At 67.5% G+C, this 24,958-nt stretch carries 18 protein-coding genes; 9 read left to right on the top strand and 9 right to left on the bottom strand.

All coding sequences use genetic code 11. The annotated features are described in order from the left end of the window. Positions 1-82 precede the first annotated feature (82 nt). Positions 83-1,234 carry a DUF3667 domain-containing protein gene (locus tag IHE47_RS15410; protein WP_192107465.1) on the bottom strand — a complete coding sequence of 384 codons (1,152 nt, stop codon included), beginning with the start codon at positions 1,232-1,234 and terminating at the stop codon, positions 83-85. Positions 1,235-1,433: 199 nt separating this feature from the next. Between IHE47_RS15410 and IHE47_RS15405 the strand changes: the two genes are divergently transcribed. Both IHE47_RS15405 and sppA read left to right on the top strand, forming a co-directional pair. Continuing rightward, positions 1,434-2,831, top strand: a complete 1,398-nt coding sequence (locus IHE47_RS15405) for an MATE family efflux transporter (protein WP_192107464.1) — start codon at positions 1,434-1,436, stop codon at positions 2,829-2,831. 54 nt (positions 2,832-2,885) lie between these two features. Further along, entirely contained in the window at positions 2,886-4,796 is a 1,911-nt protein-coding gene (gene sppA, locus IHE47_RS15400) for a signal peptide peptidase SppA (protein ID WP_225562002.1), read from the top strand. A gap of 80 nt (positions 4,797-4,876) precedes the next feature. Here sppA and IHE47_RS15395 read toward each other — a convergent pair whose 3' ends face one another. Together IHE47_RS15395 and IHE47_RS15390 are read right to left on the bottom strand one after the other, a co-directional pair. Beyond that, entirely contained in the window at positions 4,877-5,689 is an 813-nt protein-coding gene (locus tag IHE47_RS15395) for an ATP-binding cassette domain-containing protein (protein WP_225561995.1), read from the bottom strand. A 67-nt stretch (positions 5,690-5,756) separates the two neighbouring features. After that, positions 5,757-5,975 carry a hypothetical protein gene (locus IHE47_RS15390; protein ID WP_192107462.1) on the bottom strand — a complete coding sequence of 73 codons (219 nt, stop codon included), beginning with the start codon at positions 5,973-5,975 and terminating at the stop codon, positions 5,757-5,759. A gap of 77 nt (positions 5,976-6,052) precedes the next feature. Here IHE47_RS15390 and IHE47_RS15385 point away from each other — a divergent pair, with 77 nt between their 5' ends. Then, positions 6,053-6,832, top strand: a complete 780-nt coding sequence (locus IHE47_RS15385) for an SDR family oxidoreductase (protein WP_192107460.1) — start codon at positions 6,053-6,055, stop codon at positions 6,830-6,832. Positions 6,833-6,936: 104 nt separating this feature from the next. Here IHE47_RS15385 and IHE47_RS15380 read toward each other — a convergent pair whose 3' ends face one another. Next, positions 6,937-7,881 (bottom strand): DegV family protein, encoded by a 945-nt coding sequence (locus IHE47_RS15380; RefSeq protein ID WP_192107458.1) that lies wholly within the window; start codon positions 7,879-7,881, stop codon positions 6,937-6,939. Between the two features lie 159 nt (positions 7,882-8,040). Here IHE47_RS15380 and IHE47_RS15375 point away from each other — a divergent pair, with 159 nt between their 5' ends. From IHE47_RS15375 to IHE47_RS15365, 3 genes are all read left to right on the top strand, one after another. After that, positions 8,041-8,832, top strand: coding sequence for an AMP nucleosidase (locus IHE47_RS15375; RefSeq protein ID WP_192107456.1), 792 nt, complete (start codon positions 8,041-8,043; stop codon positions 8,830-8,832). 949 nt (positions 8,833-9,781) lie between these two features. Then, positions 9,782-9,958 (top strand): hypothetical protein, encoded by a 177-nt coding sequence (locus IHE47_RS15370; protein WP_192107454.1) that lies wholly within the window; start codon positions 9,782-9,784, stop codon positions 9,956-9,958. Beyond that, positions 9,955-13,152 carry a TonB-dependent receptor gene (locus IHE47_RS15365; protein WP_192107452.1) on the top strand — a complete coding sequence of 1,066 codons (3,198 nt, stop codon included), beginning with the start codon at positions 9,955-9,957 and terminating at the stop codon, positions 13,150-13,152. The genes IHE47_RS15370 and IHE47_RS15365 overlap by 4 nt, the downstream gene beginning before the upstream one ends. A gap of 220 nt (positions 13,153-13,372) precedes the next feature. Here IHE47_RS15365 and IHE47_RS15360 read toward each other — a convergent pair whose 3' ends face one another. The 5 genes from IHE47_RS15360 to IHE47_RS15340 form a co-directional block, all read right to left on the bottom strand. Further along, positions 13,373-14,938 carry a sulfotransferase gene (locus tag IHE47_RS15360; RefSeq protein WP_192107450.1) on the bottom strand — a complete coding sequence of 522 codons (1,566 nt, stop codon included), beginning with the start codon at positions 14,936-14,938 and terminating at the stop codon, positions 13,373-13,375. A gap of 68 nt (positions 14,939-15,006) precedes the next feature. Then, entirely contained in the window at positions 15,007-16,611 is a 1,605-nt protein-coding gene (locus IHE47_RS15355) for a sulfotransferase (protein ID WP_192107448.1), read from the bottom strand. A 28-nt stretch (positions 16,612-16,639) separates the two neighbouring features. Then, positions 16,640-17,545 (bottom strand): Grx4 family monothiol glutaredoxin, encoded by a 906-nt coding sequence (grxD, locus tag IHE47_RS15350; protein ID WP_192107447.1) that lies wholly within the window; start codon positions 17,543-17,545, stop codon positions 16,640-16,642. Between the two features lie 162 nt (positions 17,546-17,707). Further along, positions 17,708-18,310 (bottom strand): SGNH/GDSL hydrolase family protein, encoded by a 603-nt coding sequence (locus tag IHE47_RS15345; protein ID WP_192107445.1) that lies wholly within the window; start codon positions 18,308-18,310, stop codon positions 17,708-17,710. 199 nt (positions 18,311-18,509) lie between these two features. Further along, the gene (locus IHE47_RS15340) at positions 18,510-19,751 is read right to left on the bottom strand and encodes an aminotransferase class I/II-fold pyridoxal phosphate-dependent enzyme (protein WP_192107444.1); all 1,242 of its coding nucleotides are present in this window, start codon (positions 19,749-19,751) and stop codon (positions 18,510-18,512) included. A 142-nt stretch (positions 19,752-19,893) separates the two neighbouring features. Here IHE47_RS15340 and rsgA point away from each other — a divergent pair, with 142 nt between their 5' ends. From rsgA to IHE47_RS15325, 3 genes are all read left to right on the top strand, one after another. Beyond that, positions 19,894-20,949 carry a ribosome small subunit-dependent GTPase A gene (rsgA, locus tag IHE47_RS15335; protein ID WP_192107442.1) on the top strand — a complete coding sequence of 352 codons (1,056 nt, stop codon included), beginning with the start codon at positions 19,894-19,896 and terminating at the stop codon, positions 20,947-20,949. Positions 20,950-21,085: 136 nt separating this feature from the next. Further along, positions 21,086-22,348: a flavohemoglobin expression-modulating QEGLA motif protein gene (locus tag IHE47_RS15330; RefSeq protein WP_192107441.1), complete on the top strand. Its 1,263-nt coding sequence runs from the start codon at positions 21,086-21,088 to the stop codon at positions 22,346-22,348. 69 nt (positions 22,349-22,417) lie between these two features. Continuing rightward, positions 22,418-24,694 carry an NADP-dependent malic enzyme gene (locus IHE47_RS15325; RefSeq protein WP_192107439.1) on the top strand — a complete coding sequence of 759 codons (2,277 nt, stop codon included), beginning with the start codon at positions 22,418-22,420 and terminating at the stop codon, positions 24,692-24,694. Positions 24,695-24,958 lie beyond the last annotated feature (264 nt).

The raw sequence follows: 24,958 nt of genomic DNA, 5'->3' as shown, positions 1-24,958 counted from the left end.
GTCTTCACAAGGCGACCGGGTCGCCGCGGATGCCTTGACAGTTACTTGACGCTGTGCAAAACCGCGGCCGGGCGGCCTGCGATCAGTGCGCCAGACCCAGCCCCAGCGCACAGAACAGCACGAAGCCGAGCAGCCAGAAGTAGAGCCAGCCGATGCACCAATATTTCAGCAGGGTCATCGGCCAGCCCTGCCGGTAGATGCGCTTTTGCATCAGCAGCAGGTAGATCGGCGCCCACCACAGCAGGGCCGCCCGCAGCCAGCGCAGCGGGTGGTCGACCCAGGCCGCGTGCGGCACCAGCCAGCCGTCCAGCATGGTCAGCAGGATGAGCATCAGCAGCCACAGGAACAGGAAGGCCTGGCTGTGCAGCGCCACGATCAGCTGCTCCATGTAGAGCCGCCGCTTGAACACGTAGAACAGCTTGAGCAGCAGCGCGAACACCGGCACCAGCACCAGCATGGCGCCCGGCAGCTTGCCGAAGACGCCGGTGATCATGCGATCCCGGGCGGCCTCCCTGCCTGCCTCGTCGCCGTGGGTGGCTGCGTACATGTTGTCGTTGATGTGCTGGGCGACCGCATTCAGCCGTTCGTTGGCCGAAACGGGCAGCCAGGAAATCCGGAAATGCTCCACCCGATGCGGGAACGGCGACTCCGGTGTCGCGGAGGAACTGGCGGCGGCCGGGAGCGGCTGGGCATGCAGTTCGGCCAGTCGCTGGTCGGCGGCCGCGCGCAACTGCTGTTTCGCGCTGCCCACCGCGGCGGCGGCCGCGTCGCTGCCGAAAGTCTGCACGGCGTCGAGGGCATTGATCTTGTCGTCGAGCAGTTCGCGCACCTTGTCCGCGCTGTCGGCCTGCGCGAAGTCGCTGCCGCGGTCGTTCAGCACCTTCTGCTGGTGCTTGGCGAGGCCCTGGTCGATCACTTCCGAGGTGGCCAGGTGCAGCGCGAAGAAGCACAGCAGGCTCAGCACGAACATCAGCCGGAACGGCGCGATGTAGCGCACGCGGCGGCCGGCGAAATATTCCAGCGTGAGGAAGCCGGGCTTGAGGAACAGCGGCGGCAGCGTGTGCACGATGCGGCTGTCGATGTGCAGCACCGTCTCCACGGTTTCCTCGACCATGTGGTGCATCGGCTTCAGCACGCTGTGCACGGACTGGCCGCACTCGTGGCAGTACTCGCCCGCCAGTGGCGTGCCGCAGTTGGCGCAGTGCAGCCCTTCGTGGCTGACCAGGGATTTCATCGCGTGCCCCTCTTGGCATTGCAGCCTGCGATCTTGGCACAGCATGCGGCATGTGCCGACTCTGCTTTGGCTCGTCATCCCGGCGTAGGCCGGGATCCAGTGGCGATTACGCTCGCCCATGCATCATGGCTACTGGATTCCGGCCTGCGCCGGAATGACGGGCAAAGCCGGATGGCGCCTCGGCTAGAATGGACGCGTCATGAGACCTTTCCGTCCCGAGCGTGCCCGCGTGCGGCACGAAATCGGCGCCACCGTGCGCCTCGCCATTCCGCTGATCCTGGCGCAGCTCGCCGCGGTCGGCAGCAACGTGATCGACGCGGTGCTCTCCGGCCACGTGGGTGCCCACGTGCTGGGCGCCGTGGCGGTGGGCGCCAGCATCTGGTCGCTGGCCATCGTCAGCGGCATCGGCATGATGATGGCCGTGCCGCCATCGGTGGCGCAGCTGGATGGCGCGGGACGCCGCGGCGAAGTGGGCGCGGTGTTCCGGCAGGCGCTGTGGCTGGCCGTGGCGATGGGCGCGCTGCTGTGGTTCGCGGTGCGCCACGCGGGGCCGCTGATCGACTTGATCGGCGTGACGCCCAGCCTGCGCGGCGACGTGCTGCGTTTCCTGTCCGCGATCAGCTGGGGCGCACCCGCGCTGACCTGCTATTTCGCGTTGCGTGGCCTGTCCGAAGGTCTGTCGCTGACGCGCCCGTCGATGTACTTCGGCTTCGGCGGCCTGTTGCTGCTGGTTCCGCTGGGCTATGTGCTGATGTTCGGCAAGCTGGGCATCCCGCCGCAGGGCGCGCATGGTTGCGGCATCGCCACCGCCACGGTGCTGTGGCTGGAGATGGCCGGTTTCGCCGTGTACGTGACGAAGCATCGCAACTATCGCGGCCTGAACCTGCTGGAGCATTTCGAATGGCCCGACTGGCGGCGCATAGGCGCGCTGCTGCACGTGGGCGCGCCGATGGCGGTGACCCTGCTGGCCGAGGGCGGCCTGTTCGTGGCCACCGCGCTGATCATCAGCACGCTGGGCGAGGACGTGATCGCCAGCCACCAGGTGGCGCTCAACGTCGCCACGCTGTTCTTCATGGTGCCGCTGGGCCTGGCGATGGCGATCACCGTGCGCGTGGGCAACGCGGTGGGGCGCGGCGACGCGCGCGGCGTGCGCTATGCCGGCTTCTGCGGCATCGGCCTGACGCTGGCCTCGCAGCTGGTATCCGCCACGATCATGCTGGCGGTGCCGCATTTCATCGCCACGCTGTACACGCACGATGCGAAGGTGATCGCGCTGGCGGCGCAGCTGATCGTGCTGGCCGGGCTGTTCCAGTTCTCCGACGGCGTCCAGGTCGCCTCGAACGGCGCGCTGCGCGGCCTCAAGGACACCCGCGTGCCGATGGCGATCACCCTGTTCGCCTACTGGTGCGTGGGCATGCCCGCCGGCTGGTGGCTGGCTTTCCACCACGGCCTGGGCGCGCGCGGCATGTGGATGGGCCTGATCGCCGGGCTTTCGGTGGCGGCGGTGATGCTGTTCGTGCGCTTCTGGCGCAGTGCGCGGCGCGAGCGCTGGCGGGCGCACCTGTCGCCGTCGGCAGGGGTGGCGGCGCAAGCCTGACGCGCCGCCACGCGAACGGCTACGCTAGCGGCCACCTGCAAGGAGCCCGCAACGATGCCGCCACCGCCCATGCCCTCCCGCCCCTCGCCGCCGCCCGTGCCGCCGCGCCGCAACGGTTTCTGGGCCGCGCTGTGCGGCATCGGCCGCGGCATCAACGTGGTGCGCCTGCTCATCGTCAACGCGGTGTTTTTCTTCTTCCTGTTCATCGTGCTGCTGCTGGTCATCGGCGGCGTCGCCGCCGGCCGCGGCAAGGGCGCCGTGCTGGACGGCAGCGTGCTGGTGCTGGAACCCGAGGGCCAGCTGGTCGAGCAGTACAGCGTCGACCCGCTGCAGCGCGCGCTGGCGAAACTCTCCGGCGACAAGTCGCAGCAGGTGCAGTTGCGCGACCTGGTGGGCGCCATCGACGCCGCGGCGAAGGACAGGCGCATCAGCCGCATCCTGCTGCTGCCGGACGAGCTGCATGCCGGCGGCTTCGCCGCGCTGCGCGAAGTGGGCGCGGCGCTGGACCGCTTCCGCGCCACCGGCAAGCCGGTGCTTGCCTGGGCGGCGAACCTCGACCAGGGCCAGTATTACCTCGCCGCCCACGCCGACCGCGTGCTGCTCGATCCGCAGGGCGGCCTGATGCTCACCGGCCTGGCCAACTACCGCCTGTTCTACAAGGACCTGCTCGACAAGCTGGGCGTGGACGTGCATCTGTTCCGCGTGGGCGAGTTCAAGAGCGCGGCCGAGCCGTACATCCTCGATCACGCCTCGCCCGCCTCGAAGGAAGCCGACGGCTACTGGATGGGCGGGCTGTGGGACGAATACCTCGCCGAGGTGGCGAAGCTGCGCAAGCTCGATCCGGCGACGCTGCGCGCCGACGTGGACGACCTGCCGCAGACCATCGGGAGCACCCAGGGCGATCTCGCGCAACTGGCGCTCAACCAGCACCTGATCGACGGCACCGCCACGCGTGCCGAGCTGATCGCGTCGCTGCGCGAGCAGGGCGTGCCCGCCGCGAAGAGCGGCCGCGGCTTCCGCTCGGTGGACCTCGCGCATTACGCCGCCGACGTGTCGAACGGCGCGGACCTGTTCGCCTCCGGCGTGACCGTGGTGGTGGCCGAAGGCGAGATCGCCGGCGGCAAGCGGCCGGCGGGTTCCATCGGCGGCGAATCCACCGCCGCGCTGATCCGCGCCGCGCGCGAGGACAAGCGCACCAAGGCGCTGGTGCTGCGCGTCGACTCTCCCGGCGGCGAGGTGTACGCCGCCGAGCAGATCCGCCGCGAGGTGGCGCTGACCCGCGAAGCCGGCATCCCGGTGGTGGTGTCGATGGGCGACGTGGCCGCCAGCGGCGGCTACTGGATCTCGATGAACGCCGATCGCATCTTCGCCGAGCCCAATACCATCACCGGCTCCATCGGCATCTTCGGCATGTACTACTCGGTGCCGAACACGCTGGCCAAGTTCGGCGTCCAGAGCGACGGCGTGGCCACCGGGCCGATGGCCGGCGCCTTCGACATCACCCGCCCGCTCGATCCCAGGGTGGGCGCGGTGATCCAGGCCATCATCGACAAGGGCTACCGTGATTTCGTGGGCGGTGTGGCCAAGGCACGCGGCAAGGATTTCGAGGCCATCAACGCCATCGCGCAGGGCCGTGTGTGGACGGGCAGCCAGGCACTGGAACGTGGCCTGGTCGACCAGCTCGGCGGCCTTGGCGACGCGGAGGACGAAGCGGCCAGACTGGCGAAGCTGGGCACGGATTATTCCGTGCACTACCAGCAGGCGCCGATGGGCGCGTTCGAGAGCTTCCTGGTCGGCTTCAGCCAGAGTGCCAGCGTGGAGTTGCTGCAGGGCTGGGGCCTGCGGTTGCCGCCATGGTTCGCGCAGGTGCATGCGCTGGCGGCGCCGGAGTTGTCGCTGCTGCGTGATGCGAAGGCCGGCGCGCCGAACGTCTACGCCTACTGCTTCTGCAGCACCCCGCAGTGAATGAGCTGTAAGGAGCGCATCCTGTGCGCGATGGCTCTGGTGCTTGATCGAAGCAAGAGCATCGCGCACAGGGTGCGCTCCTACAGGACGGCGGCCTCGTACCACTCGCCGTGCCGCGTCACGCGTACCGGCATGCCGAACGCCTCGCCCAGCGCCTCGCCGGTGAGCGTGGCGGCCTTGTCGCCTTCGCGCAGCGTGCGACCGTCCTTCAGCAGCAGCACCCGGCCGATCTCGGGGATGATTTCCTCGACGTGATGGGTCACCAGCAGCAAGGTGGTGCCGCCGCGCGCCAGCGCGCGCAGGGTCTCCAGGAAATGACGGCGGCTGGCGATATCCAGCCCGGCGCAGGGTTCGTCCAGCAGCAACGCGCGCGGGCGATGCACCAGCGCGCGGGCGATCAGCACGCGCCGCGCCTCGCCGGTGGACAGGCTGGCCATCTCGCGGCCGACCAGGTGGCTGGCCTCCGTCCGGGCCAGCGCGGCGTTCGCACGCTCGCGCATGGCGGCAGTGATTTCGTGGTCCAGCCATAGCCCGCGCGCGGCAAAGAAGCCGGAGACCACCGCGTCGAACACCTCCAGCGGCGTGTCACTGGTGTATTCGCGCTGCAGCGCCGGCGAGACGATGCCGAGCAGGCTGCGCAGTTCGGCCACGTTCCAGCGGTCGCGGCCGAACACGCGCACCGGGCTGCGGCCGTCGCCCGGCGCCAGCGGGTAGAGCTGGCGTGCGACCAGTTGCACCAGGGTGGACTTGCCCGAGCCGTTGGCGCCGAGGATGGCCGTGTGCTGGCCCGCTTCGACGCGCAGGCTGAACCGGCCGAGCGCCGGGCGGTTGCCGCGCAACACGGTGGCGTCGTCGATCTCGAGCAGGGGCGGTGCGGCAAGGCTGGCATCCATGCGCGGAACGATGCCGGCAAATGCCATGGCGCGCAAGTATTTGGCCGTCAAGACGGCCAAACGGCAATCACTGCGTCTGCGCCTCGATCTGCTTGTTCTGGTCGGCGGCCTGCTTGTCCACGATCTTCTGCACGTCCTTGGCGCGCTGTTCGTCGGCCTTCATCGCGTCCCAGGGCGCGGCAACGTGGCTGCTGGACGCGGCGGCGGGCTGCGCGACCGGTTCCGGCGGCTTGCCGGAACAGGCGGCGAGGGTGGACAGGCACAGCAACGGCAGCAGGATTTTCATCGCGGGGGCCTCCCAATGGCAGGTGCCGAGTGTCCCGCCGGGACGTCCGGCGGGCAAGCTTCCTGTAAGCTCGTTGCATGAACAGTCGCATCGACGCCTGGCAACTGCACGGCCACACTGCCCTGGTCACCGGCGCCAGCAAGGGCATCGGCTACGCCACCGCGCGCGAGCTGGCCGGACTGGGCGCGAACCTGCTGCTGGTGGCGCGCGACGAGGATTACCTCGAACAGGTGCGCGTGGAGCTGGCCGACGAGCACGCCGGCATCGCGGTCCACGCGATGGGCGCCGACCTGGCCGATGCGGAAGACCGGCTGGCGGTGTTCGACTGGGTGGCCGACCTCGGCGTGCCCTTGTCGCTGCTGGTCAACAACGCCGGCGGCAACGTGCCGAAGCAGGCGCTGGAATACGGCGACGACTACCGCGCGATCTTCGAGCTGAACCTGTTCGCCGCCTTCGAGATGTGCCGGCTGGCGCACCCGCAGCTGGTCCAGCACGCGAACGCGGCCATCGTCAACGTGGGTTCGGTGTCCGGCGCCACCCACGTGCGCACCGGCGCGCCCTACGGCATGAGCAAGGCCGCGCTGCACCAGCTCACCCGCAACCTCGCCGCCGAGTGGGCGGTGGACGGCATCCGCGTCAACGCGGTGGCGCCCTGGTACATCCGCACCCAGCGCACCGACCCGGCGCTGGCCGACGAGGATTACCTGGAGGAGGTGCTGGACCGCACGCCGCTGCGCCGCATCGGCGAGCCGGAGGAAGTGGCCGCGGCGATCGCCTTCCTGTGCCTGCCCGCGGCCAGCTATGTCACCGGGCAGGTGCTGGGCGTGGACGGCGGCTTCCTCAGCTACGGGTTCTGAAACCCGGCGTGCCGTTGGTGGTGCAGGAGCGCAGCCTGTGCGCGAATGCTCCTGCTCCGATCAGGCGCCCGAGCCATCGCGCACGGGGTGCTCCTGCCGCGGCATCAGAAATCAGGCTCGTGTTCCTCGGCGGCGAAGCCCAGCGCCACCGCGCCCTCGCCCACGTTGACCATGCCGGTGATGCTCATCGGCGCCTCCAGCAGGGCGACGCCGCATTCCTCGCAGGCCGTGCGCAGCTTGTCGTAGCCGGGCAGTTGCGCCAACACGGCCAGATCGCCGCCATAGCTCACGCATACCATCGGCACGATCAGGCCGGCGCGCACGCGGGCGGCGGCATAGTCGAACAGCTGCTGCGCGCCCTGCTCGAAGCCGCGCGCCTTGCCCACCGGCCCGGTTTCGCCGCGGAAGCAGCGCAGGATGGGCTTGATGTCCAGCGCCGAGCCCAGCATCGCGCTGACCAGGCCCACGCTGCGGTCGTTCTTCTTCTTGGCGCGCGCGCGCAGATAGTACAGGTCGCGCGGCATCAGGTAGCCGTAGGTGTGGCTGGCGATGTGGTTGAGCCGCTCGCGGATCGCCGCCGGCGGCATGTCGGCGGCGATCAGCCGCGCCGCCTCCCATATCGCCGGTGCCGTGCCGGCGAACAGGTTGCGCGTGTCGATCACCCGCATCATGAACTGGCCCGGGATGCCGGCCTGCTCGCGCATCTCGCGGTAGTTGCGCAGCACGTTGAAGCTGGCTCGCGTCACGTTGTCGTGGATCGGGCTGCGCGTGGCGGTGACGGTGAGGCAGAACACGCAGTCGTACTCGAGCACCAGGCGTCCCAGGAACAGTTCCTGCACCTCCTCGGCCGTGGTCGGCTCGGTTTCCGCCGAGTGGCTGCGGCTGCCGAGGCGGCGGTCGATGAAGCGCTGCACCTCGGCCGGGTCGCGGTTGTCCGTGAAGGTTTCGTCGTCCACCCTGATGGTGACCGGCATCACCACGATGCGGTGCTGTTGCAGGAAGTCCTGCGGCAGATCGCAGGAAGCGTCTATCGTCAGTCCCATGCGCATGTGTCGTGGCCCTGTTTGTGTGGCGATCGCAACATAACACGGTGCAGATCGGCGGGCAGCGTACATAATGAAGGCAGACTCCAGGAACCCGCCGGCGTGGCGTCGCCGGTCAGCTTCCGCCGGGCCGGCGGAAGGACACATCCGACAAGGCAATACCCCATGAAGGACAAGCACGAGATCGTCGCCAACTGGCTGCCGCGCTACACCGGCACGCCGCTGGAGCAGTTCGGCCAGTACATCCTGCTCACCAACTTCGGCCACTACGTGGACCTGTTCGCCGACTGGCACGGCGTGGAGGTGCACGGCCGCGACCGCCCCATGCCCAACGCCACCGCCGACGGCATCACCCTCGTCAACTTCGGCATGGGCAGCCCCAACGCCGCCACCGTGATGGACCTGCTCGGTGCGATCAGGCCGCAGGCCGCGCTGTTCCTCGGCAAGTGCGGCGGGCTCAAGAAGAAGAACCAGATCGGCGACCTGGTGCTGCCGATCGCCGCGATCCGCGGCGAGGGCACCAGCAACGACTACTTGCCGCCCGAGGTGCCGGCCCTGCCCGCGTTCCAGTTGCAGCGCGCCGTCTCCACCATGATCCGCGACCTCGGCCACGACTACTGGACCGGCACCGTCTACACCACCAACCGCCGCGTCTGGGAACACGACGAAGCGTTCAAGGAGCGGCTGCGCCAGACGCGCAGCATGGCGATCGACATGGAGACCGCCACCATCTTCGCCGCCGGCTTCGCCAACGAGATCCCCTGCGGCGCGCTGCTGCTGGTGTCCGACCAGCCGATGATCCCCGAAGGCGTGAAGACCGAGGCCAGCGACCGCAAGGTCACCGAGAAATACGTCGAGGCGCACATCCGCATCGGCATCGAGGCGCTCAAGCTGGTCCGCCGCAACGGGCGCAGCGTCAAGCACCTGCGCTTCGAGGAGGATGGCGAGGGGGAGTGAGGCAGGTCCACCCGGTCATGCCCGGCCTGATCGGTGGCAAGCCCAACCAGTGCCACGCGTCTGGCTTGAGGGGTCTGGCCCAGGCGAGGTCGGAAGTAGATTTCCGGCGCGTCATTCCAGCTTTCGCTGGGATGCGATGACGAGCGAAATCGGAGGTTTCCTGGTTGGCCACATATCTCATGGATGCTGATTTTGCTCGTCATCCCAGCGCAGGCTGGACAAGCGCATGGCGCGCAGAACGCCCGCATAGCTCGCTTTTGTCCTGCCTGCGCAGGAATGACGAGCAAGAACCCGGTTGATCAGACCTTCCTTGAGATGGCGAAGGGGGATCCGTCGAGGGTTTGGTCTTGCCCGGCATGAAGAAGCCTCTGGTCGGATCCCATCGCCAGCCGGGCGAGGCTGACGGAGATGATATGCATGGGAAGCATAAGGTCGCCGGGCCCTGTGCCTGCTGCGCCTTCGCCTCGATTCGTCTGTCCGCTGGAGCTGGGGCAGTGCCTTGTCCACCGCATGGACATTCCGCAGGGCAGGGTGTCACCCGGATACATCTTGTGATGCATCGGCGTTCGCGGGATGCGCGATGGTTTCGCGCAGGAACCCGGTGGCTCTGGCGGCTTTAACCGTCCGTCGGCAAGTGTTGCAGTGTCGGGGACCAACAGTGGCGCCCCTGTCGCATGAAAATGCGGTGTCGCCTGCCCGGCTGGAGCGCGTGCCTTGCCGGCATCTGCCGGCAACAGGCTGGTGGATGTGCGGATTGCTGTTTGATCTTCGGTCGATTCAGGCGTGCCCGGGCACAGGGAGGCTATTGCCACTTTCAAATGTACTGTTGGCGCCAAATTAATACGCCGATCACGCAATAAATTTCGAATCGATTATTTGCAACACCTCGTAATTTTTTGCCTGCGTACGCAATTTCTTGAATGTTGACTTTGTGTTAGCGGAATGCGTAATGTCGGCCAGCAAGAAGCAGCATTGCGGCGAGTGTGGCAGTGGCTGTGGCTTTAGGTATGCCCCGCTTCAATTGCGCCATGGCCCAGGTCATGGCGACGTTCAAGTGGAAATCGCAGCCGCTCTGCTTTCTCGCTTTGAAGTAGTCATTTTTACCGGGGAGTTTCTGATCTCATGAATATCCAGAAGTTCAATAGCGAAACGCGTCGTTCCGTATTGCGCCGCACCGCGCTGGCCGTGGCCATCGTCGCCGGCGTCGGCATGACGGGCCAGGTGCTGGCGCAGGCCACCACCGGCTCCGTGTTCGGTACCGCGCCGGTGTCGGCCGGCGAGACGGTGCGCATCGTCAACAACCAGACCGGCCTGACCCGCGAAGTGGCGGTCGGCAGCGACGGCCGCTATGGCGCCAACCAGTTGCCGGTGGGCGACTACACCGTGTCGTTGATGCAGAATGGCAGCGTGGTGTCCACGCATGACCACGTGCAGGTGAGCGTGGCGGGCGGCACCCCGGTGGCGTTCTCCGCCGCCAGCAACAATGTGCAGAACCTCTCCAGCGTCACGGTCACGGCCAACTCGTTGCCGGCGATCGACGTGTCTTCCACCCGCCAGACTTCGGTGATTACTGCGCAGCAGTTGAAGACTCTGCCGGTGGCTCACAGTGCCGAAGACATTGCAATGCTGGCTCCGGGCGTGAGCTTTGGCGGCGCCTCCTTGGGTACAGGCCCGACGGGCGAGCCGCTGGTTTCCATGGGCGGCAACACTGTCGTGGAAAATGCCTATTACCTCAACGGTTTCAACACCACCGATCCGATCGGTGGCTCGGGTGGTGTTGAGTTGCCGTTCTTCGCCATTTCCGAACAGCAGACCATCACTTCCGGCTACGGCCCCGAATACGGTCGTTCAACCGGTGGCGTGATCAGCCAGATCGGTCAGCGTGGCAGCAACGACTGGCATGCCGGTGTATACGTATCCTGGCAGCCGTCTTGGGCACAGGGCAGCTTCGACAACGTCTATTACAGCAACCCAAATACGCCGGTCGGTGCTGAGACCAGTGCTGGCAAGCCTTATCTGAACCCCACTCAGGGCACCACGAACTATCCCGCCGGCTATGGTCAGATCGACTACGGGAAGAGGCAGAACAGCAATTGGGAGACGGTGTATGACGCTTACCTCAGCGGCCCGCTGATCAAGGACAAGCTGTTCTTCTTCATCACGGCTGAATGGCAGCACGACAGCATCGGGCAAGGCGTGGGGAACAATGGCCTGACGTCGCCGTCGGGTTTCTATCAGTCAGAGGCCACGAAGTCGCCGAAGCTCTACGGCAAGCTGGACTGGAACATCAACGACAATAATGTGCTGGAGTTCACGGGCGTCCAGACCCAGCAGGACGAGACCAGCAGCAACTTCTACAACTACAACTACTCGAACCAGAGCATTGGTTCGTTCTATGGTCCGGGTGTAACGACCAAGAACACCTATAAGATCGGCATCCTCAAGTACACCTCGTACATCACCGATGACCTCACGCTTGAATTGCAGTACGGCGTGATGACGGGGCAGTACTACAGTGCCTTCGCTGGTGGTGATGAAGCGCCGGTGTCTTTCTCGGGAGTCCCTGTACCGGCGGGCGTCACCGTCCCGAACCTGGTCGATACAACCATCGCCAACGCGGATCACACCACCAAGACCGCCAACCTGCGTGTCGACTTTGACTGGAAGGTCACGCCCGATCACGACATCAAGTTCGGTATCGACAACATCCAGTACCGTGACGATCACGACGGTTTCGAGACCCTTGGCGGCGGTAGCTATACGTATACCAGCGGCCTGCCGCCCTACTCGGGCGTCAATGGAGCGCCTTACGTCAATGCTCCCGTGGTGGGCAACTACGTCACGGAGAATTTCTTCGGTTCGGACGTGAATCTGGCTGTCCGTCAGAAGGCACAGTACGTGGAAGACCGTTGGCAGGTTACGCCCAACCTGCTGCTTGACCTTGGTCTGCGCAACGACCAGTTCGAAAACCTCGGTCCGACGGGTATTGCCTATGTGAGGGAAACCAGCCCGCAATGGGCGCCACGCCTGGGTTTCAGCTGGGACGTGTTCGGCGACAGCTCGTTCAAGGTCTTCGGTAACGCAGGTCGCTACTACCTGGCCTTGCCGGCGGGTCTGGCGACGCGTAACTCGGCGATGGGCACGATCAACGGCGAAGTCACCTATACCTATACCGGCGTCAGCGCGACTGGTGTTCCGACCGGGCTGACCCCGCTTCCCGTGGTCTTGGCTCCGGGTGTGACAACGCCAGGGTACTACTCGCCGGATGGTGAGAATGGCGTCCCCGGCAGTGGCAAGGACTATGCCTCGACCAACCTCAAGCCGGAGTATCAGGACGAGTTCGTGCTGGGTTTCCAGAAGATGCTCGGCGATAGCGGTCTGGTGCTTGGCATGCAGGGAACCTATGAGAGGACGGGTAACTTCATCGACGACACCGATATCTTCGACGGTGCCGCTGGTGCCCTGGTCAATCCGGGCAAGACCAACTACATCCCGCAGGCCGATGGCACGCTGTATGTCTGGAATCCGAACACGGGACAGGGGGTCACGCAAGGCTTCCTTGCTACGTACCCGGTGTCGCCGTCGCGCAAGTACTATGCTCTGGATACCTATCTGGAACATACGTGGGACGGCAAGTGGTTCGGCAAGATCGACTACGTGTTCTCCAAGTCGTACGGTACCGACGAAGGTCCGACCGATACCGCGACGGGGCAGACCACGAACTCTCAGGGCAGCCATTTTTCCGGTAGCACTACGGCGAACTGGGATTACACGGACATCGAGGCGAACACCAATGGTGATCTGCCCAATGACCATCGCCACACGCTCAAGGCTTTCGGCTCCTATGCCATTACGCCGGAGTGGATGGTCAGCGCCACCGTCATCATCCAGTCGGGTTCGCCGAAGGTCTGCTTGAGCGGTTACGGTCCCACGATTGATCCGGACCTGTATGGCGGCCCCTATGAGCACTTCTGCGGTGGTGTGCCGAGCGGAATCTCGGGCGTGGTGGACGCCAGTGGCCATCCTGTGGGTACCGGTGGCCAACCGTCTGCTCCGGGCGCCAGTGGCTTTACGCCGTGGACCCATCAGCTCAACCTGAGCGTGACGTACACGCCGGAGTGGGCGAACAAGCACCTCACCCTGCAAGCGGCAGTGCACAACGTGCTCAATGAGCAGAAGCCGACGCTCTACACCAGCGGTTACGCCATCGATCCTGGTGCCCAGGGCAACGGAGTGTCTGTGTACAATCCGATCTACAACACTCCGATCGCGACGGAAATGCCGCGTTACTTGACGCTTACTGCGAAGTACGAATGGTAAGCCGCACTCTCCAACCTCATGTCGTCGTAGCGCCGGCATGAGGGAAAGAGATGCATAAACCAACAAGGCCGCCGGGCAACCGGCGGCCTTGTTTTATGGTGTTTGCCTTGGCAAGTGCCCTCGTTCGTACGTGGAACGAAGAAGCCATGTAAGGATCAGGCCATCGGGATGCCTGTCGTGATGGGAGTGTCCGTCTCGGACTTTGTACACGTTTCTCGTGTTACTTCGACAACTGCTCCCGCAGCAATTGCAGCCACTCATGATACGGTGTGCTGTGTGCCGTATCCGCGCGAATAGGTTCGCGCACTTGGGCTGCACTTGCCGTGCTGAGCACTTCGCGCCTGGTTCGATGGGGCGTAAGGCATGCAACGTCGAAGGAGAGGTCGCAGAAGGCGAGTAGGCGACGGATCTGTGTCTCGGGTTCTTGCACCAGGGTTTCGTAGGGGAAATCCAATATGTGCTTTGGATAGCGCGTTAGCCAGAACGTGCTGAGGCGGCTGTAGTCGCGGTAATGCTCGGCCATCTCGCCAAGGTCGTAGCTGTAATGCACGCCGTGTCGGAACAGGTGGCGGTAGCAGGAGAAGCAGGTTTCCACCGGGTCGCGGTGGCAATGGATGATCTTTGCACCGGGCAGCATGCGGCGTACGGCGCCCAGCAACGGCCAGTTGGTGACGTTCTTGTCGGTGAAACGCGGGCGTTGCTCGCGCCAGCGCGCGGTGCGGGTGAGGTAGTCCTGACCCAGCCGGTGCCAGTCATCGGCTGTGGCTGCGGCTACCCATTGCGGAAAAGGCTGGCCGCGCCGGTTCGATTCGTCTTCGATCACCTGCGGCAGGTCGGAGATCTCGTTGGCGCCCTCGACATCGGGATGCGTCGCGAGAATGTGCTCGACCAGCGTGGAGCCCGAGCGCGGCATGCTGGCGATGAAGATGACTTCGTGCCCCAGCGCGGGGCTTGTCGGTACAGGCGGAGGGGGACTGAAGGCTTGCATGATGCGGTCGATTCGCGTGCGTTCAGCGACAGCATCCCACTCCACCTGCCGTCGCTTGTCCGCGTTGGCCTGGCGCAGCGCTTCAAAAGCGCCGGCATAGTCGTGTTGGTCCTCTAGCGCGCGGAACAGGCTGAAGCCGAGCAGTACCCTCGTGTCGGACGGCAGATTGGGCTGGTATAGAGCGTGACGAAGCAGATCGATGTCGGCAGGCCCCAGCGACTCGGTTTTGAGGTTGGCCAGCCCGTGCCATGCCTCGGCACGATCGGGTTGCAGGCGCAGCACGTGCCGATATTCGGCTACGGCGCGGGTGATGTCGCCTTGCATGGTGGCGATATCAGCCACGCCGATGCGGGCTAGCACGTGCTGTCCGTCCAGTGCCAGCGTGTGGCGAAAGGCCTCGTTGGCATCGCGCAATTGACCCTGCTGCTTCAGTGCCTTGCCGAGGTTGTAGAGGTGCTTGGCTTGCCGAGGTGCCAGTTCGCAAGCCCGGCGCAGGTGGGTCAAGGCTTCGTCCAGTGCGCCGGCATCATGCAGAGCGCAGCCCAAGTAGGTTTGCATGTTCGCGTCGCCGGGACGCTGCGCAACGGCCTTGCGCAGGAAGCCGGCGGCCTTGGCGGCGTGGCCGCCCATCAGGCAGGTGACGCCGTACAGGAACTGCGCGTCGGCAAGCCCGGGATCCGCGGCCAGGGCTTGCAACAGCGCACGCTCGGCGGCGGGCAGCTTGCCCTGGCTCAGCGCCGTGCCTGCTTCTGCCAGCAGCTGGCCGATGCCGGCCTGGGTGGGGGTCTGTCGCTGCATGGCGGTCGGTATCTGTTTACGGAGGTGGCTGTCGGGTGTCTGGATCGCCGCGATGGCATCGATCGGCTTCAGTCGCTCGCGGGCAACAGGCCCGCGGCGCGCAGCCGGTCGCGCAATGGATCGAGCCTGTCGCCGTAGCGCGGGGCGCGGGCGGTGCCGCCGCGCAGCGGCTGGCGTACCTGCGCCGAGCTGATCGTCAGCACGGTGCGGGGGGTCCGGTGGTGGGCGAGGCAGGCGGCGTCGAAGGGAAGGCCGCAGGCCTGCAGCAGCCGGCGGATCTGCGCCTCGGCATCCTGCGTCAGCGCTTCGTAGTCGTGGTCGAAGTATTGCCGCGGGAAGCGTTGTCGCCACAGCGCGGCCAGCCGCGCGTAGCCGGCGTAGTAGTCCACGATGTCGTCCAGGTCGTAGCTGTAATGGATGCCGGTGGCGAACAGTTGGCGGTAGCAGGCGAAGCAGGTTTCCAGCGGATCGCGGCGCGCGTTCACCACGCGGGCGCCGGGCAACATCGCCAGCGCCGCGCCGACGAAGGCCCAGTTGCCCACGTTCTTGTCGGTGAAGCGAAGGTGGCGCCGGCCCCAGTGGCGCGTGCGTTCGAGGTATTCCGTGCCCAGGCGGTGCCAGTCGGCGGCGGTCGCCGCGGGAACCCACGCCGGGAAGGGGCAGCCGCGCCGCGCCGATTCCTCGTCGAGGAGCTCGGGCAGCACGGGGATCTCGTCGCCCCCGTCGACTTCCGGGTGCGAGGCGAGGATCTGTTCGACCAGCGTGGAGCCCGAGCGCGGCATGCAGGTCACGAAGATCACGTCCTGGCCGAGCGAGTCATCCAGCGGGCTGGGCAGCGGCTGTGCGAAGGCGCCCGCGATGGCTTCCACGCGGGCGCGTTCCTCGTCGCGGCTCCAGTACAGCTGGCGCCGCCGCATGGCGTTCGCCTCGCGCACCACGTCGAAGGCGGCCGGGTAGTCGGCCTGGTCCTCCAGCGCCTTGGCGAGGGTGAAGCCCACCAGGATGCGTTCGTCGTCGGGCAGGCCGGGCTGCCGGAACAGGCCACGCAGCCGGACCGCGTCGCTGCCGTCCAGCTGCTCGATCTTCAGGTTGCCGAGGGCGAACCAGGCGTCGACGTTGTCAGGGTGCCTGCGTAGTGTTTCGCGCAGCGTCGCAACGGCGGCGGCCGTGTCGCCGAGGTTGGCCAGTACCGTGGCCAGCGCATTGCGCGCCCTGGCGTAATCCGGGGCGAGCTCCACTGCGCGGCGCAGTGCTTCGGATGCAGGCTGCATGCGGGCGGAGACCTGCAGCGCCCGGCCGAGGTTGTACCAGGCCGCCGCATCCCCGGGGGCGAGTTCGCAGGCGCGTTGCAGGCTGGCCAGCCCGGCGTCGGCCTCGCCGGTTTCGAACAGGGCATTGCCCAGGGTCATGTGGATCGTGGCGTCGCCCGGGCGCACGGCGAGCGCATCGCGCAGGTGGCCGATGGCCTGCGGGTTGTCGCCGTCGATCAGGGCGGCGACGCCCAGCAGCCGATGGGCTTCCGCGTCGTCCGGCGCCAGTGCCTGCGCCTGGGCCAGCCAATGCCGGGCGGACGCGGTCTGGTTGGAGCCCAGTGCCCGGCGCGCCTCGTGCAGCAGCCGCTGCACGCTCGGGCCGTCCGGCAGTCCGGAGGATGGTGCCATGGATGGGGTCATGGGCAACCCGCTCCGCCGGAGGATGGGTTCAGGCGACGCCCGCGACCCACGCTTCCATCCCGCCTGCCACGTTGTGCACGTTGCTGAAGCCGTGCGCGGCGAAGCGCTCGGCCACGCCCTGGCTGGAGATGCCGCGCGTGCAGACGAAGGCGAGCGCGGTGTCCTTGGGCAGGCCGGCCAGCGCTTCGTAGCCTTCGTCGTCGAGGATGCGCGCCTGCGGCAGCGGGGCGAGCTGGGCGCGCGCAGCGGCGGGGCGCACGTCGACCAGGGTGATGTCGCCGGCGGCGAGGCGCTGCTGCAGTTCCTGCACGGTCAGCGACTTCACTTCCTGGGCGCCCGGGAACTTCAGGCTGAGGCCTTCGCCCTGCACGGTGGACACCCAGTCGATCACGATGCCCTTGGCGCGCTGCGCGCTGGCGGGGTCGAAGTGCACTTCCAGGCCGTTGGCGTGGGCCACGATGTCGTGCTCGCTGGCGGGGGCGAGCTGGAAGCCGGCGCTGTGGTCGGGGCCGATCTCCAGGTGCAGCGCCAGGCCCTGCGCGTTGGCGGTGCCTTCGCGGATGGCCTTGGCGGCGGCGTCGGTGATGGTGATCTGCGGCGGCGTGCGATCCGGCGCGGCGAGGCCGAACAGCGCGTGCAACTCACCGCTGCCGTACATCTGGCGGATGATGTCGGCGCCGCCGACCAGTTCGCCTTCCACGTACAGCTGCGGGATCGTCGGCCAGTCGCCGTAGGCCTTGATGCCTTCGCGGATTTCCGGGTCGTCCAGCACGTTCACCGTGTGGTATTCGGGCAGCAGTTCGTTGAGCGTGTTCGTCGCGGCGGCGGAGAAGCCGCAGGCCGGCGCATGGCGGTTGCCCTTCATGAACAGCACCACGCGGTGGCTCTTGAGCAGGGATTCGATGCGTTCGCGGGTGGCGGGGGCTAGGGACATGGGGGAGGCTCCGGCAAAGAGGGTCAATGATACTGCCAAAGCTCTTCAAGCCCCTCTCCCGCTTGCGGGAGAGGGGTTGGGGAGAGGGTGCTTTTCAGCCATGCTGCAAGCCGTGGGCTCTCCCAACGGCCCCTCTCCCGCAAATGGGAGAGGAGAGTCGTGCTAGGCCGCCAGCATGCCGCGCGCCACGGGCAGTGCGGCTTCGGCCCACAGCGCGTATTGCGCGGCGGAAGGGTGCAGCCCGTCGTCGGCGAGCAGGGTGGGGTGATGGCGCGAGATGGCCGTGATGTCCACCCAGCGCGTGTCCTGTCGCAGGGTTTCCTCGCGTGCGGCGGCGTTGTAGGCGTCCAGTTCGGCGGCGATGCGCGCGGTGTCGCGGCCGCTGTCCCGCGCGAACGGGGTGACGCCCCAGTCGGGGATCGACAGCACCAGCGTGCGTCCGGCCCGCCCACCGGCCAGCGTGACCGCACGCTGCAGCAACTGGCGGAACTCGCCGCGGTAGTCGTCCACGCTGCGGCCGCGGTACTGGTTGTTGACGCCGATCAGCAGGCTGACCAAGCCGTAGGGCGGCGCGAAGGCCGCGCCATCCATCGCGGCGGAAAGCTCGTCGGTGGTCCAGCCGGTGGTGGCGAGGATGGCCGGTTCGGCGAGCACCCTGCCTTCGCCACGCAGCATGGCGGCCAGTTGCATCGGCCAGCGGTCCTCGGCCGGCACGCCTTCGCCGATGGTGTAGGAGTCGCCGAGGGCGAGGTAGTTCAGCGGCATGCGAGTCTCCTGCGCTTCCTTCTCCCTGCGGGAGGCAAATCGGCAGGATTGCCGATTTGCACGGCGAAGCCGCCTGAAAGGTGAGGCACATGGACGTGCCGGATGAAGGTGGCCCGGAGGAGGGCCGGATGAGGGTTCGGGCGCGCAACTGCCCTCTCCCCAACCCCTCTCCCGCAGGCGGGAGAGGGGCTTGAAAGCATCACGCGGCGGCGACGCGGCGCGGCTGCTCCGCCGCCATGCGCGCCAGCACCTGCTCGATGCGTGCGAACACCTCGCGCAACTGGGCCGGCTGCGGCAGCAGGGTAAGGCGCAGGTGGCGGCTGGACGGCACGTTGAAGCTGGAGCCGGGCACCACCAGCACCGATTCCTCTTCCAGCAGGCGCAGCGCGAAGGCGTTGTCGTCGAAGGCGGGGATGGCGTCGATGCGGATCTGCGGGAAGGCATACAGCGCGCCGGCGGGCGAGACCACGTCGAGGTAGGCGCTGGCGGCCACGCCATCGAGCACGGCCTTGCGCGCCTCGTGCAGGCGGCCGCCCGGCGCGGTGAGCGCGGTGATGGTGGGCGCATCCTGCAGCGCGGGGAGCACCGCCCACTGCGCGGTGACGTTGGCGCACAGGCGCAGCGCGGCCAGCAGCTGCAGCGCGTCGCGGTAGTCGGCGCTGCGCGCGTGCTCGCCGGAAAGCGAGAGCCAGCCCACGCGGTAGCCGCAGGCGCGATGCACCTTGCTCAGGCCGCCGAAGCTCACGCAGGGCAGTTCGCCGGCGACTTCCGCCAGCGGCTGGAACGGCGTGCCGTCGTAGAGGATCTCGTCGTAGATCTCGTCGGCCAGCAGCAGCAGGTTGTGCCGCGCGGCCACCGCCACGATGCGTTCCAGCAGCGCGCGCGGGTAGACCGCGCCGGTGGGGTTGTTCGGGTTGATCAGCACCAGCGCGCGGGTGCGCGGCGTCACCAGCGCCTCGATCTCGTCGGGGTCGGGCAGGTGGCCGTTCTCCGCGAGGCAGCGGTAGTAGCGAGGCTTGCCGCCGTTGAGGATGGTGGCGGCGCTCCACAGCGGGTAGTCGGGGCTGGGCAGCAGCACTTCGTCGCCGGGTTGCAGCAGGGCGCGCAGGCTGAGGTCGATCAGCTCGCTGACGCCGTTGCCGATGAAGATGCGCTCCACGTCCACGTGGCGCGCACCCCGTGCGCGCTGCTGGGCGGCGATGGCCTCGCGGGCGGCATCCAGGCCTTGTTCGTGGCCGTAGGCCTCGCTGTCGCGCAGGTGGGCGGCGATGGCTTCGCGCAGGTGCGCGGGCGTTTCGAAACCGTAGCGGCCGGGGTTGCCGATGTTGAGCTTGATGATGTCGCGGCCGGCGGCCTCCAGTTCGCGTGCGCGCCGGGTGAGTGCGCCGCGGATCTCGTAACGCACGTCCGCCAGATGCGTGCTGGGTTTGATCGAAGCCAACGCCGGAGTCCTCGGTATCCTGGGCCGGCGCATGGCCGGGTCATCGTCGATCCTAGCAGCGTGGTGCGGTGCAGCGCGAGCCGTTGCGCGGGCATTTCCGGGGCAAGGCATAATCGGGCCACATGTCGAAGTCCCCAGACTCATGAGCGATGCCGAAACGATAGAGCGGCTGCGGCGCATCGGCTGGCGCGGCGAAGCCCTGCCCGCGGCGGGCCGCCGGCTGGCGCGCGTGGTGGCGCAGCATCGCGCCGGCTACGAACTGCACGACGGCGAGCAGAGCTTCGGCGCGCAGCCGGCCGGGCATTTCCTGAAGCGCAGCCTCGATCCCGGTGAACGGCCGGCGGTAGGCGATTTCGTGGAGATCGAGCCGGGCCAGCCACCACACATCGTCGCCGTGCTGCCGCGGCGCACGGTGCTGTCGCGGGCCGCCGCGGGCGAGCGCTACGCGCGCCAGGTCATCGCCACCAACATCGACTGCGTGCTGGTGCTCACCGGGCTGGACGGCGACTACAGCCCCGCGCGCATCGAGCGCTATCTCTCGCTGATCGAGGATTCCGGCGCACGGCCGGTGGTGCTGCTGAGCAAGACCGACCTGCACGAGGACGCCGCCGAGCGCATCGCCGAACTGCGCGCGCGGCTGGCGCCCGGCACGGCGATCCACGCGATCAACGGCAAGGACGCGGCCAGCGCGGCGCAACTCGCGCCCTACCTGCAGCCGGGCGACAGCGCGGTGCTGGTGGGTTCCTCCGGCGCGGGCAAGTCCACGCTCACCAACACCCTGCTCGGCATCGACAAGATGGCCACCGGTGCGGTGCGCCACCACGACAGCCGCGGCCGCCACACCACCACGCACCGTGCGCTGCTGCAGCTGCCCACCGGCGGCTGCCTGATCGACACGCCCGGCATGCGCGAACTCAAGCTCACCGGCGAGGAAAACCTCGACCTGTTCGCCGACATCGAGGAGCTGGCCGAAACCTGCCGCTTCGCCGACTGTGGCCATGGCAGCGAACCTGGTTGCGCGGTGCAGGCGGCACTGGACAGCGGCGAGCTGTCGCCGGAGCGCTGGCGCAACTACCTCAAGCTGCGCGACGAGCGCGAAGAGCAGGCCAGCACGCTGGAGGCCAAGCTGCGCCGCCAGCGCGGCGGCCGGCCGATCGAGCGGCCGCATGCGCAGCGTGGGAAACGGGAGCGGGAATGAAAGTCCATGCACGAACTACTGGTCTGCCGCCCCTCTCCCGCTTGCGGGAGAGGGGTTGGGGAGAGGGCGCTTTTGCGGTGCATGGCAAGGCCATGCCCTCTCCCCCGGCCCCTCTCCCGCACGCGGGAGAGGGGAGATGAGCGACGCGCCCGACCTGCAATGCATAGCCGCCCTCGACCAGCGCCTGCTGGCCGCGGTGAAGGGCATCCAGATCCTGCCCACGGTGGCATGGCCCGCCTCGCTGGAGAACCGCCTGATCGCGGATTTCACGGCAGGCCGCTTCGCCTTGCCCGAGGTGCAGTACCAGCGGCCCGACCTCGGTGCCGCGCGCACCGAACTGGAGGCCATCGAACGCGAGGCGCTGGAGCAGGGCGGTGCGCTGGGCGAATATCTCGCGCGCACCGCCGAGTCGTGGCGCATCGCGGCGGAGATGCTGGAGGTGGCGGGCTCGGCGCAGGTCACCGAGCCGTCGATCCTGCTGTATGGCCGCCCCGGCGACATGATCCCCGGCAGCGGGCGCAGCAACCTCGATGCGGCGAGGTATTTCGTGGAGCTGTCGGACGAACTGGGCGCCGGCCTGGCCGCCGACGATGCCTGCGCAGGCATCGACGCCGAGGTCCTGCGCGACGAGATGGCGCACACGCTGGACGATTTCTTCGGGGCGGGCCGGGTGAAGGTGGAGGTCGATCCCGAGCTCACCGCCAAGGCCGCCGCCGGCGCCACGCGCATCCGCCTGCGCGGCGGCGCCAGCTTCAACGAATACGACCGCCACCAGTTGCTGGCGCACGAGGCGCTGGTGCACACGCTCACCGCGCTCAACGGGCGCGAGCAGCCGCTGCTGGCCTCGCTGGCGCGCACCTCGCCGCGTGTCACCGCCACGCAGGAAGGCCTGGCGGTGTTCGCCGAGCTGATGTCCGGCGCCATCGACATCGCGCGGCTGCAGCGCATCAGCCTGCGCATCCTCGCCATCGAGATGGCGCTGGACGGCGCCGATTTCGTGGAGGTGTACCGCTTCTTCCATGCGCGCGGGCAGGGCGTGGCGGACAGCTTCCACTCCGCCCAGCGCGTGTTCCGCGGCGTACCCACCGGCGGCGGCGCGGCTTTCGCCAAGGACAACGTGTACCTCAGCGGCCTGCTCACCGTGCACACCTTCTTCCGCTGGGCGCTGAAGGAGCGGCGGCTGGAGCTGTTGCGCCACCTGTTCGCCGGCAAGCTCACCCTGTCCGACGTGGTGGCGCTGCAGCCGCATTTCGAATCCGGCGCCATCGTGCCGCCGCGCTGGCTGCCGCCGTGGATGCAGCATGTGCATGGCCTGGCCGGCAAGCTGGCGTTCTCGGTGTTCGTCAACGGCATACGCATGGGCAAGGTGCATGCCGACGAGCTGTCGCTGGGCGTCTAGCCGGCGACCCGGTGCTACCATGGCGCGCGCCGGTCCACGGCCCCCCAAACCCCACGAAAAGCCCCACCCATGGCCCATCCCGACGACCTGCGCCGCGCCGCGCTCGAATACCACCGCCATCCGCGCCCGGGCAAGATCCAGGTCAGCCCGACCACCTCGCTGCTGACCCAGCGCGACCTGTCGCTGGCCTATTCGCCGGGCGTGGCCTATGCGTGCGAGGCCATCGTCGAGGACCCGAACGCGGCCAGCGAGCTGACCGCGCGTTCCAACCTGGTGGCGGTGATCACCAACGGCACCGCGGTGCTGGGCCTGGGCGACATCGGCCCGCTCGCTGGTAAACCAGTCATGGAAGGCAAGGGCGTGCTGTTCAAGAAGTTCGCCGGCATCGACGTGTTCGACATCGAGCTGGCCGAGCGCGACCCGGACAAGCTGGTGGACATCATCGCGGCGATGGAGCCCACCTTCGGCGGCATCAACCTCGAGGACATCAAGGCGCCGGAATGCTTCGTGGTCGAGCGCAAGCTGCGCGAACGCATGAAGATCCCGGTGTTCCACGACGACCAGCACGGCACCGCGATCATCGTGGGCGCGGCGGTGATCAATGCGCTGGACGTGGTGGGCAAGAAGATCGAGGACGTGAAGCTGGCCACCACCGGCATGGGCGCGGCCGGCATCTCCTGCGTGAACATGCTGGTGGCGCTGGGCCTGAAGCCGGAGAACATCCTGGCGCTGGACCGCGACGGCGTGCTGCATACCGGCCGCACCGACCTCGACCCGGACAAGCAGCGCTACGCGCGCGACACCGGCAAGCGCACGCTGGCGGAGATCGTCGAGGGCGCGGACATCTTCCTCGGCCTGTCCGCCGGCGGCATCCTCAAGCCGGAGATGGTGGCCACGATGGCGGAGCGTCCGATCATCCTGGCGCTGGCCAATCCCAGCCCCGAGATCATGCCGGAGGACGCCAGGAAGGTGCGTCCGGACGCGATCATCGGCACCGGCCGCTCCGACTACCCCAACCAGATCAACAACGTCCTCTGCTTCCCCTACCTGTTCCGCGGCGCGCTGGACGTGGGCGCCACCGCGATCAACGAGGAAATGAAGATCGCCTGCGTGCGCGCCATCGCGCGGATGGCGCGGATGGAGGCGGGCGACCTCGCCTCGGTATATGGCGGCGAGGCACCGACCTTCGGCCCGGACTACCTGATCCCGCGGCCGTTCGACCCACGCCTGGTGGTGGAGCTGTCCTCCGCCGTGGCGCAGGCGGCGATGGACTCCGGCGTGGCCACGCGGCCGATCACCGACATGGAGGCGTACAAGGAGAAGCTGGGCCAGTTCGTCTACCGCACCGGCCTGCTCATGAAGCCCGTGTACGATCGCGCCCGCGCCGACCAGAAGCGCGTGGTCTACGCCGAGGGTGAGGAAGAAACCGTGCTGCGCGCGGTGCAGACCGTGGTGGACGAGAAGCTCGCCTTCCCGATCCTGATCGGTCGCCCCGAAGTGATCGAGATGCGCATCCAGCGCCTCGGCCTGCGTTTGCGCCAGGGCGTGGATTTCGAGCTGACCAACATCAACGACGACCCGCGCTACAACGAGTACTGGCAGCAGTACCACGCGATGACCGAGCGCCGTGGCGTCACGCCGGACGCGGCCAAGGCCCTGATGCGCACGCGCACCGCGCTGATCGCCGCGATGATGGTCGAGCGCGGCGAGGCCGATGCGCTGATCTGCGGCCTGGTCGGCCGCTACCACAAGAAGCTCGGCTACCTGCGCAGTGTGATCGGCCTCGACCCGGGCGTGTCCTGCACCTCGGCGATGACCGGGGTGATCAACGACAAGGGCGCGTGGTTCTTCCTGGACACTCACGTGCAGGCCGACCCGTCCGCCGAACAGATCGCCGAGGCCACGCTGCAGGCGACCTACCGCCTCAAGCTGTTCGGCATCGAGCCCAAGGTGGCGCTGCTGTCGTACTCCAACTTCGGCAGCTACGACAGCTCGAGCGCTGCGAAGATGCGCAAGGTGCGCGAGATCCTCAAGGCGCGTGCGCCCAGGCTGGACATGGACGGCGAGATGCAGGCCGACACCGCGTGGGACGAGGCGATGCGCAAGCGCGTGTTCCCCGGCACCACGCTCGGCGGCCGCGCCAACCTGTTCGTGATGCCCAACCTCGACGCCGCCAACATCGTCTACAACATGGTGCGCGTGATGACCGACGGCGTGGCGATCGGGCCTATCCTGATGGGCGTGAACAAGCCCGCGCACATCCTCACCACTTCATCCAGCGTGCGCCGCGTGGTCAACATGACCGCGATCGCCGCGGTGGATGCGCAGATCCGCGCAAAGAATTGAGGTTGGCGTCGAAGGAGGGGGCTTCTGCTTCCTCTCGCCTCCGCCTGACTGGCATCGAGCCTCGGTCGTGCAATGTCCTGTCTCCCTCCCCTGCGTGCAGGGGAGGGGCAAGTCAGCACACAGCCGAGACTCGACGCTGACCAGGCCCTTTGGGGGAGCGGGAGAAAGCCTCCGGCCATGCGCCGCCGCATGGCCTCCCTAGACAGACGTCCAACTGGCAGCGCCCAGCCGCGAAAGCTAAACTCGGGCGTCGGCCCGTCGCAT

Source organism: Rhodanobacter sp. DHB23, from assembly GCF_014842975.1.
GTDB lineage: Bacteria > Pseudomonadota > Gammaproteobacteria > Xanthomonadales > Rhodanobacteraceae > Rhodanobacter_A.
Note: the sequence above shows the minus strand (reverse complement) of the source record. Positions and strands in the feature narration are given on the sequence as shown.

What these genes read in the sequence shown, in the direction of transcription:
- IHE47_RS15410 (WP_192107465.1), bottom strand. Translation starts at nt 1,234, where the DNA reads ATGAAATCCCTGGTCAGCCACGAAGGGCTGCACTGCGCCAACTGCGGC.
- IHE47_RS15405 (WP_192107464.1), top strand. Translation starts at nt 1,434, where the DNA reads ATGAGACCTTTCCGTCCCGAGCGTGCCCGCGTGCGGCACGAAATCGGC.
- sppA (WP_225562002.1), top strand. Translation starts at nt 2,886, where the DNA reads ATGCCGCCACCGCCCATGCCCTCCCGCCCCTCGCCGCCGCCCGTGCCG.
- IHE47_RS15395 (WP_225561995.1), bottom strand. Translation starts at nt 5,689, where the DNA reads ATGGATGCCAGCCTTGCCGCACCGCCCCTGCTCGAGATCGACGACGCC.
- IHE47_RS15390 (WP_192107462.1), bottom strand. Translation starts at nt 5,975, where the DNA reads ATGAAAATCCTGCTGCCGTTGCTGTGCCTGTCCACCCTCGCCGCCTGT.
- IHE47_RS15385 (WP_192107460.1), top strand. Translation starts at nt 6,053, where the DNA reads ATGAACAGTCGCATCGACGCCTGGCAACTGCACGGCCACACTGCCCTG.
- IHE47_RS15380 (WP_192107458.1), bottom strand. Translation starts at nt 7,881, where the DNA reads ATGCGCATGGGACTGACGATAGACGCTTCCTGCGATCTGCCGCAGGAC.
- IHE47_RS15375 (WP_192107456.1), top strand. Translation starts at nt 8,041, where the DNA reads ATGAAGGACAAGCACGAGATCGTCGCCAACTGGCTGCCGCGCTACACC.
- IHE47_RS15370 (WP_192107454.1), top strand. Translation starts at nt 9,782, where the DNA reads ATGTCGGCCAGCAAGAAGCAGCATTGCGGCGAGTGTGGCAGTGGCTGT.
- IHE47_RS15365 (WP_192107452.1), top strand. Translation starts at nt 9,955, where the DNA reads ATGAATATCCAGAAGTTCAATAGCGAAACGCGTCGTTCCGTATTGCGC.
- IHE47_RS15360 (WP_192107450.1), bottom strand. Translation starts at nt 14,938, where the DNA reads ATGCAGCGACAGACCCCCACCCAGGCCGGCATCGGCCAGCTGCTGGCA.
- IHE47_RS15355 (WP_192107448.1), bottom strand. Translation starts at nt 16,611, where the DNA reads ATGACCCCATCCATGGCACCATCCTCCGGACTGCCGGACGGCCCGAGC.
- grxD (WP_192107447.1), bottom strand. Translation starts at nt 17,545, where the DNA reads ATGTCCCTAGCCCCCGCCACCCGCGAACGCATCGAATCCCTGCTCAAG.
- IHE47_RS15345 (WP_192107445.1), bottom strand. Translation starts at nt 18,310, where the DNA reads ATGCCGCTGAACTACCTCGCCCTCGGCGACTCCTACACCATCGGCGAA.
- rsgA (WP_192107442.1), top strand. Translation starts at nt 19,894, where the DNA reads ATGAGCGATGCCGAAACGATAGAGCGGCTGCGGCGCATCGGCTGGCGC.
- IHE47_RS15330 (WP_192107441.1), top strand. Translation starts at nt 21,086, where the DNA reads ATGAGCGACGCGCCCGACCTGCAATGCATAGCCGCCCTCGACCAGCGC.
- IHE47_RS15325 (WP_192107439.1), top strand. Translation starts at nt 22,418, where the DNA reads ATGGCCCATCCCGACGACCTGCGCCGCGCCGCGCTCGAATACCACCGC.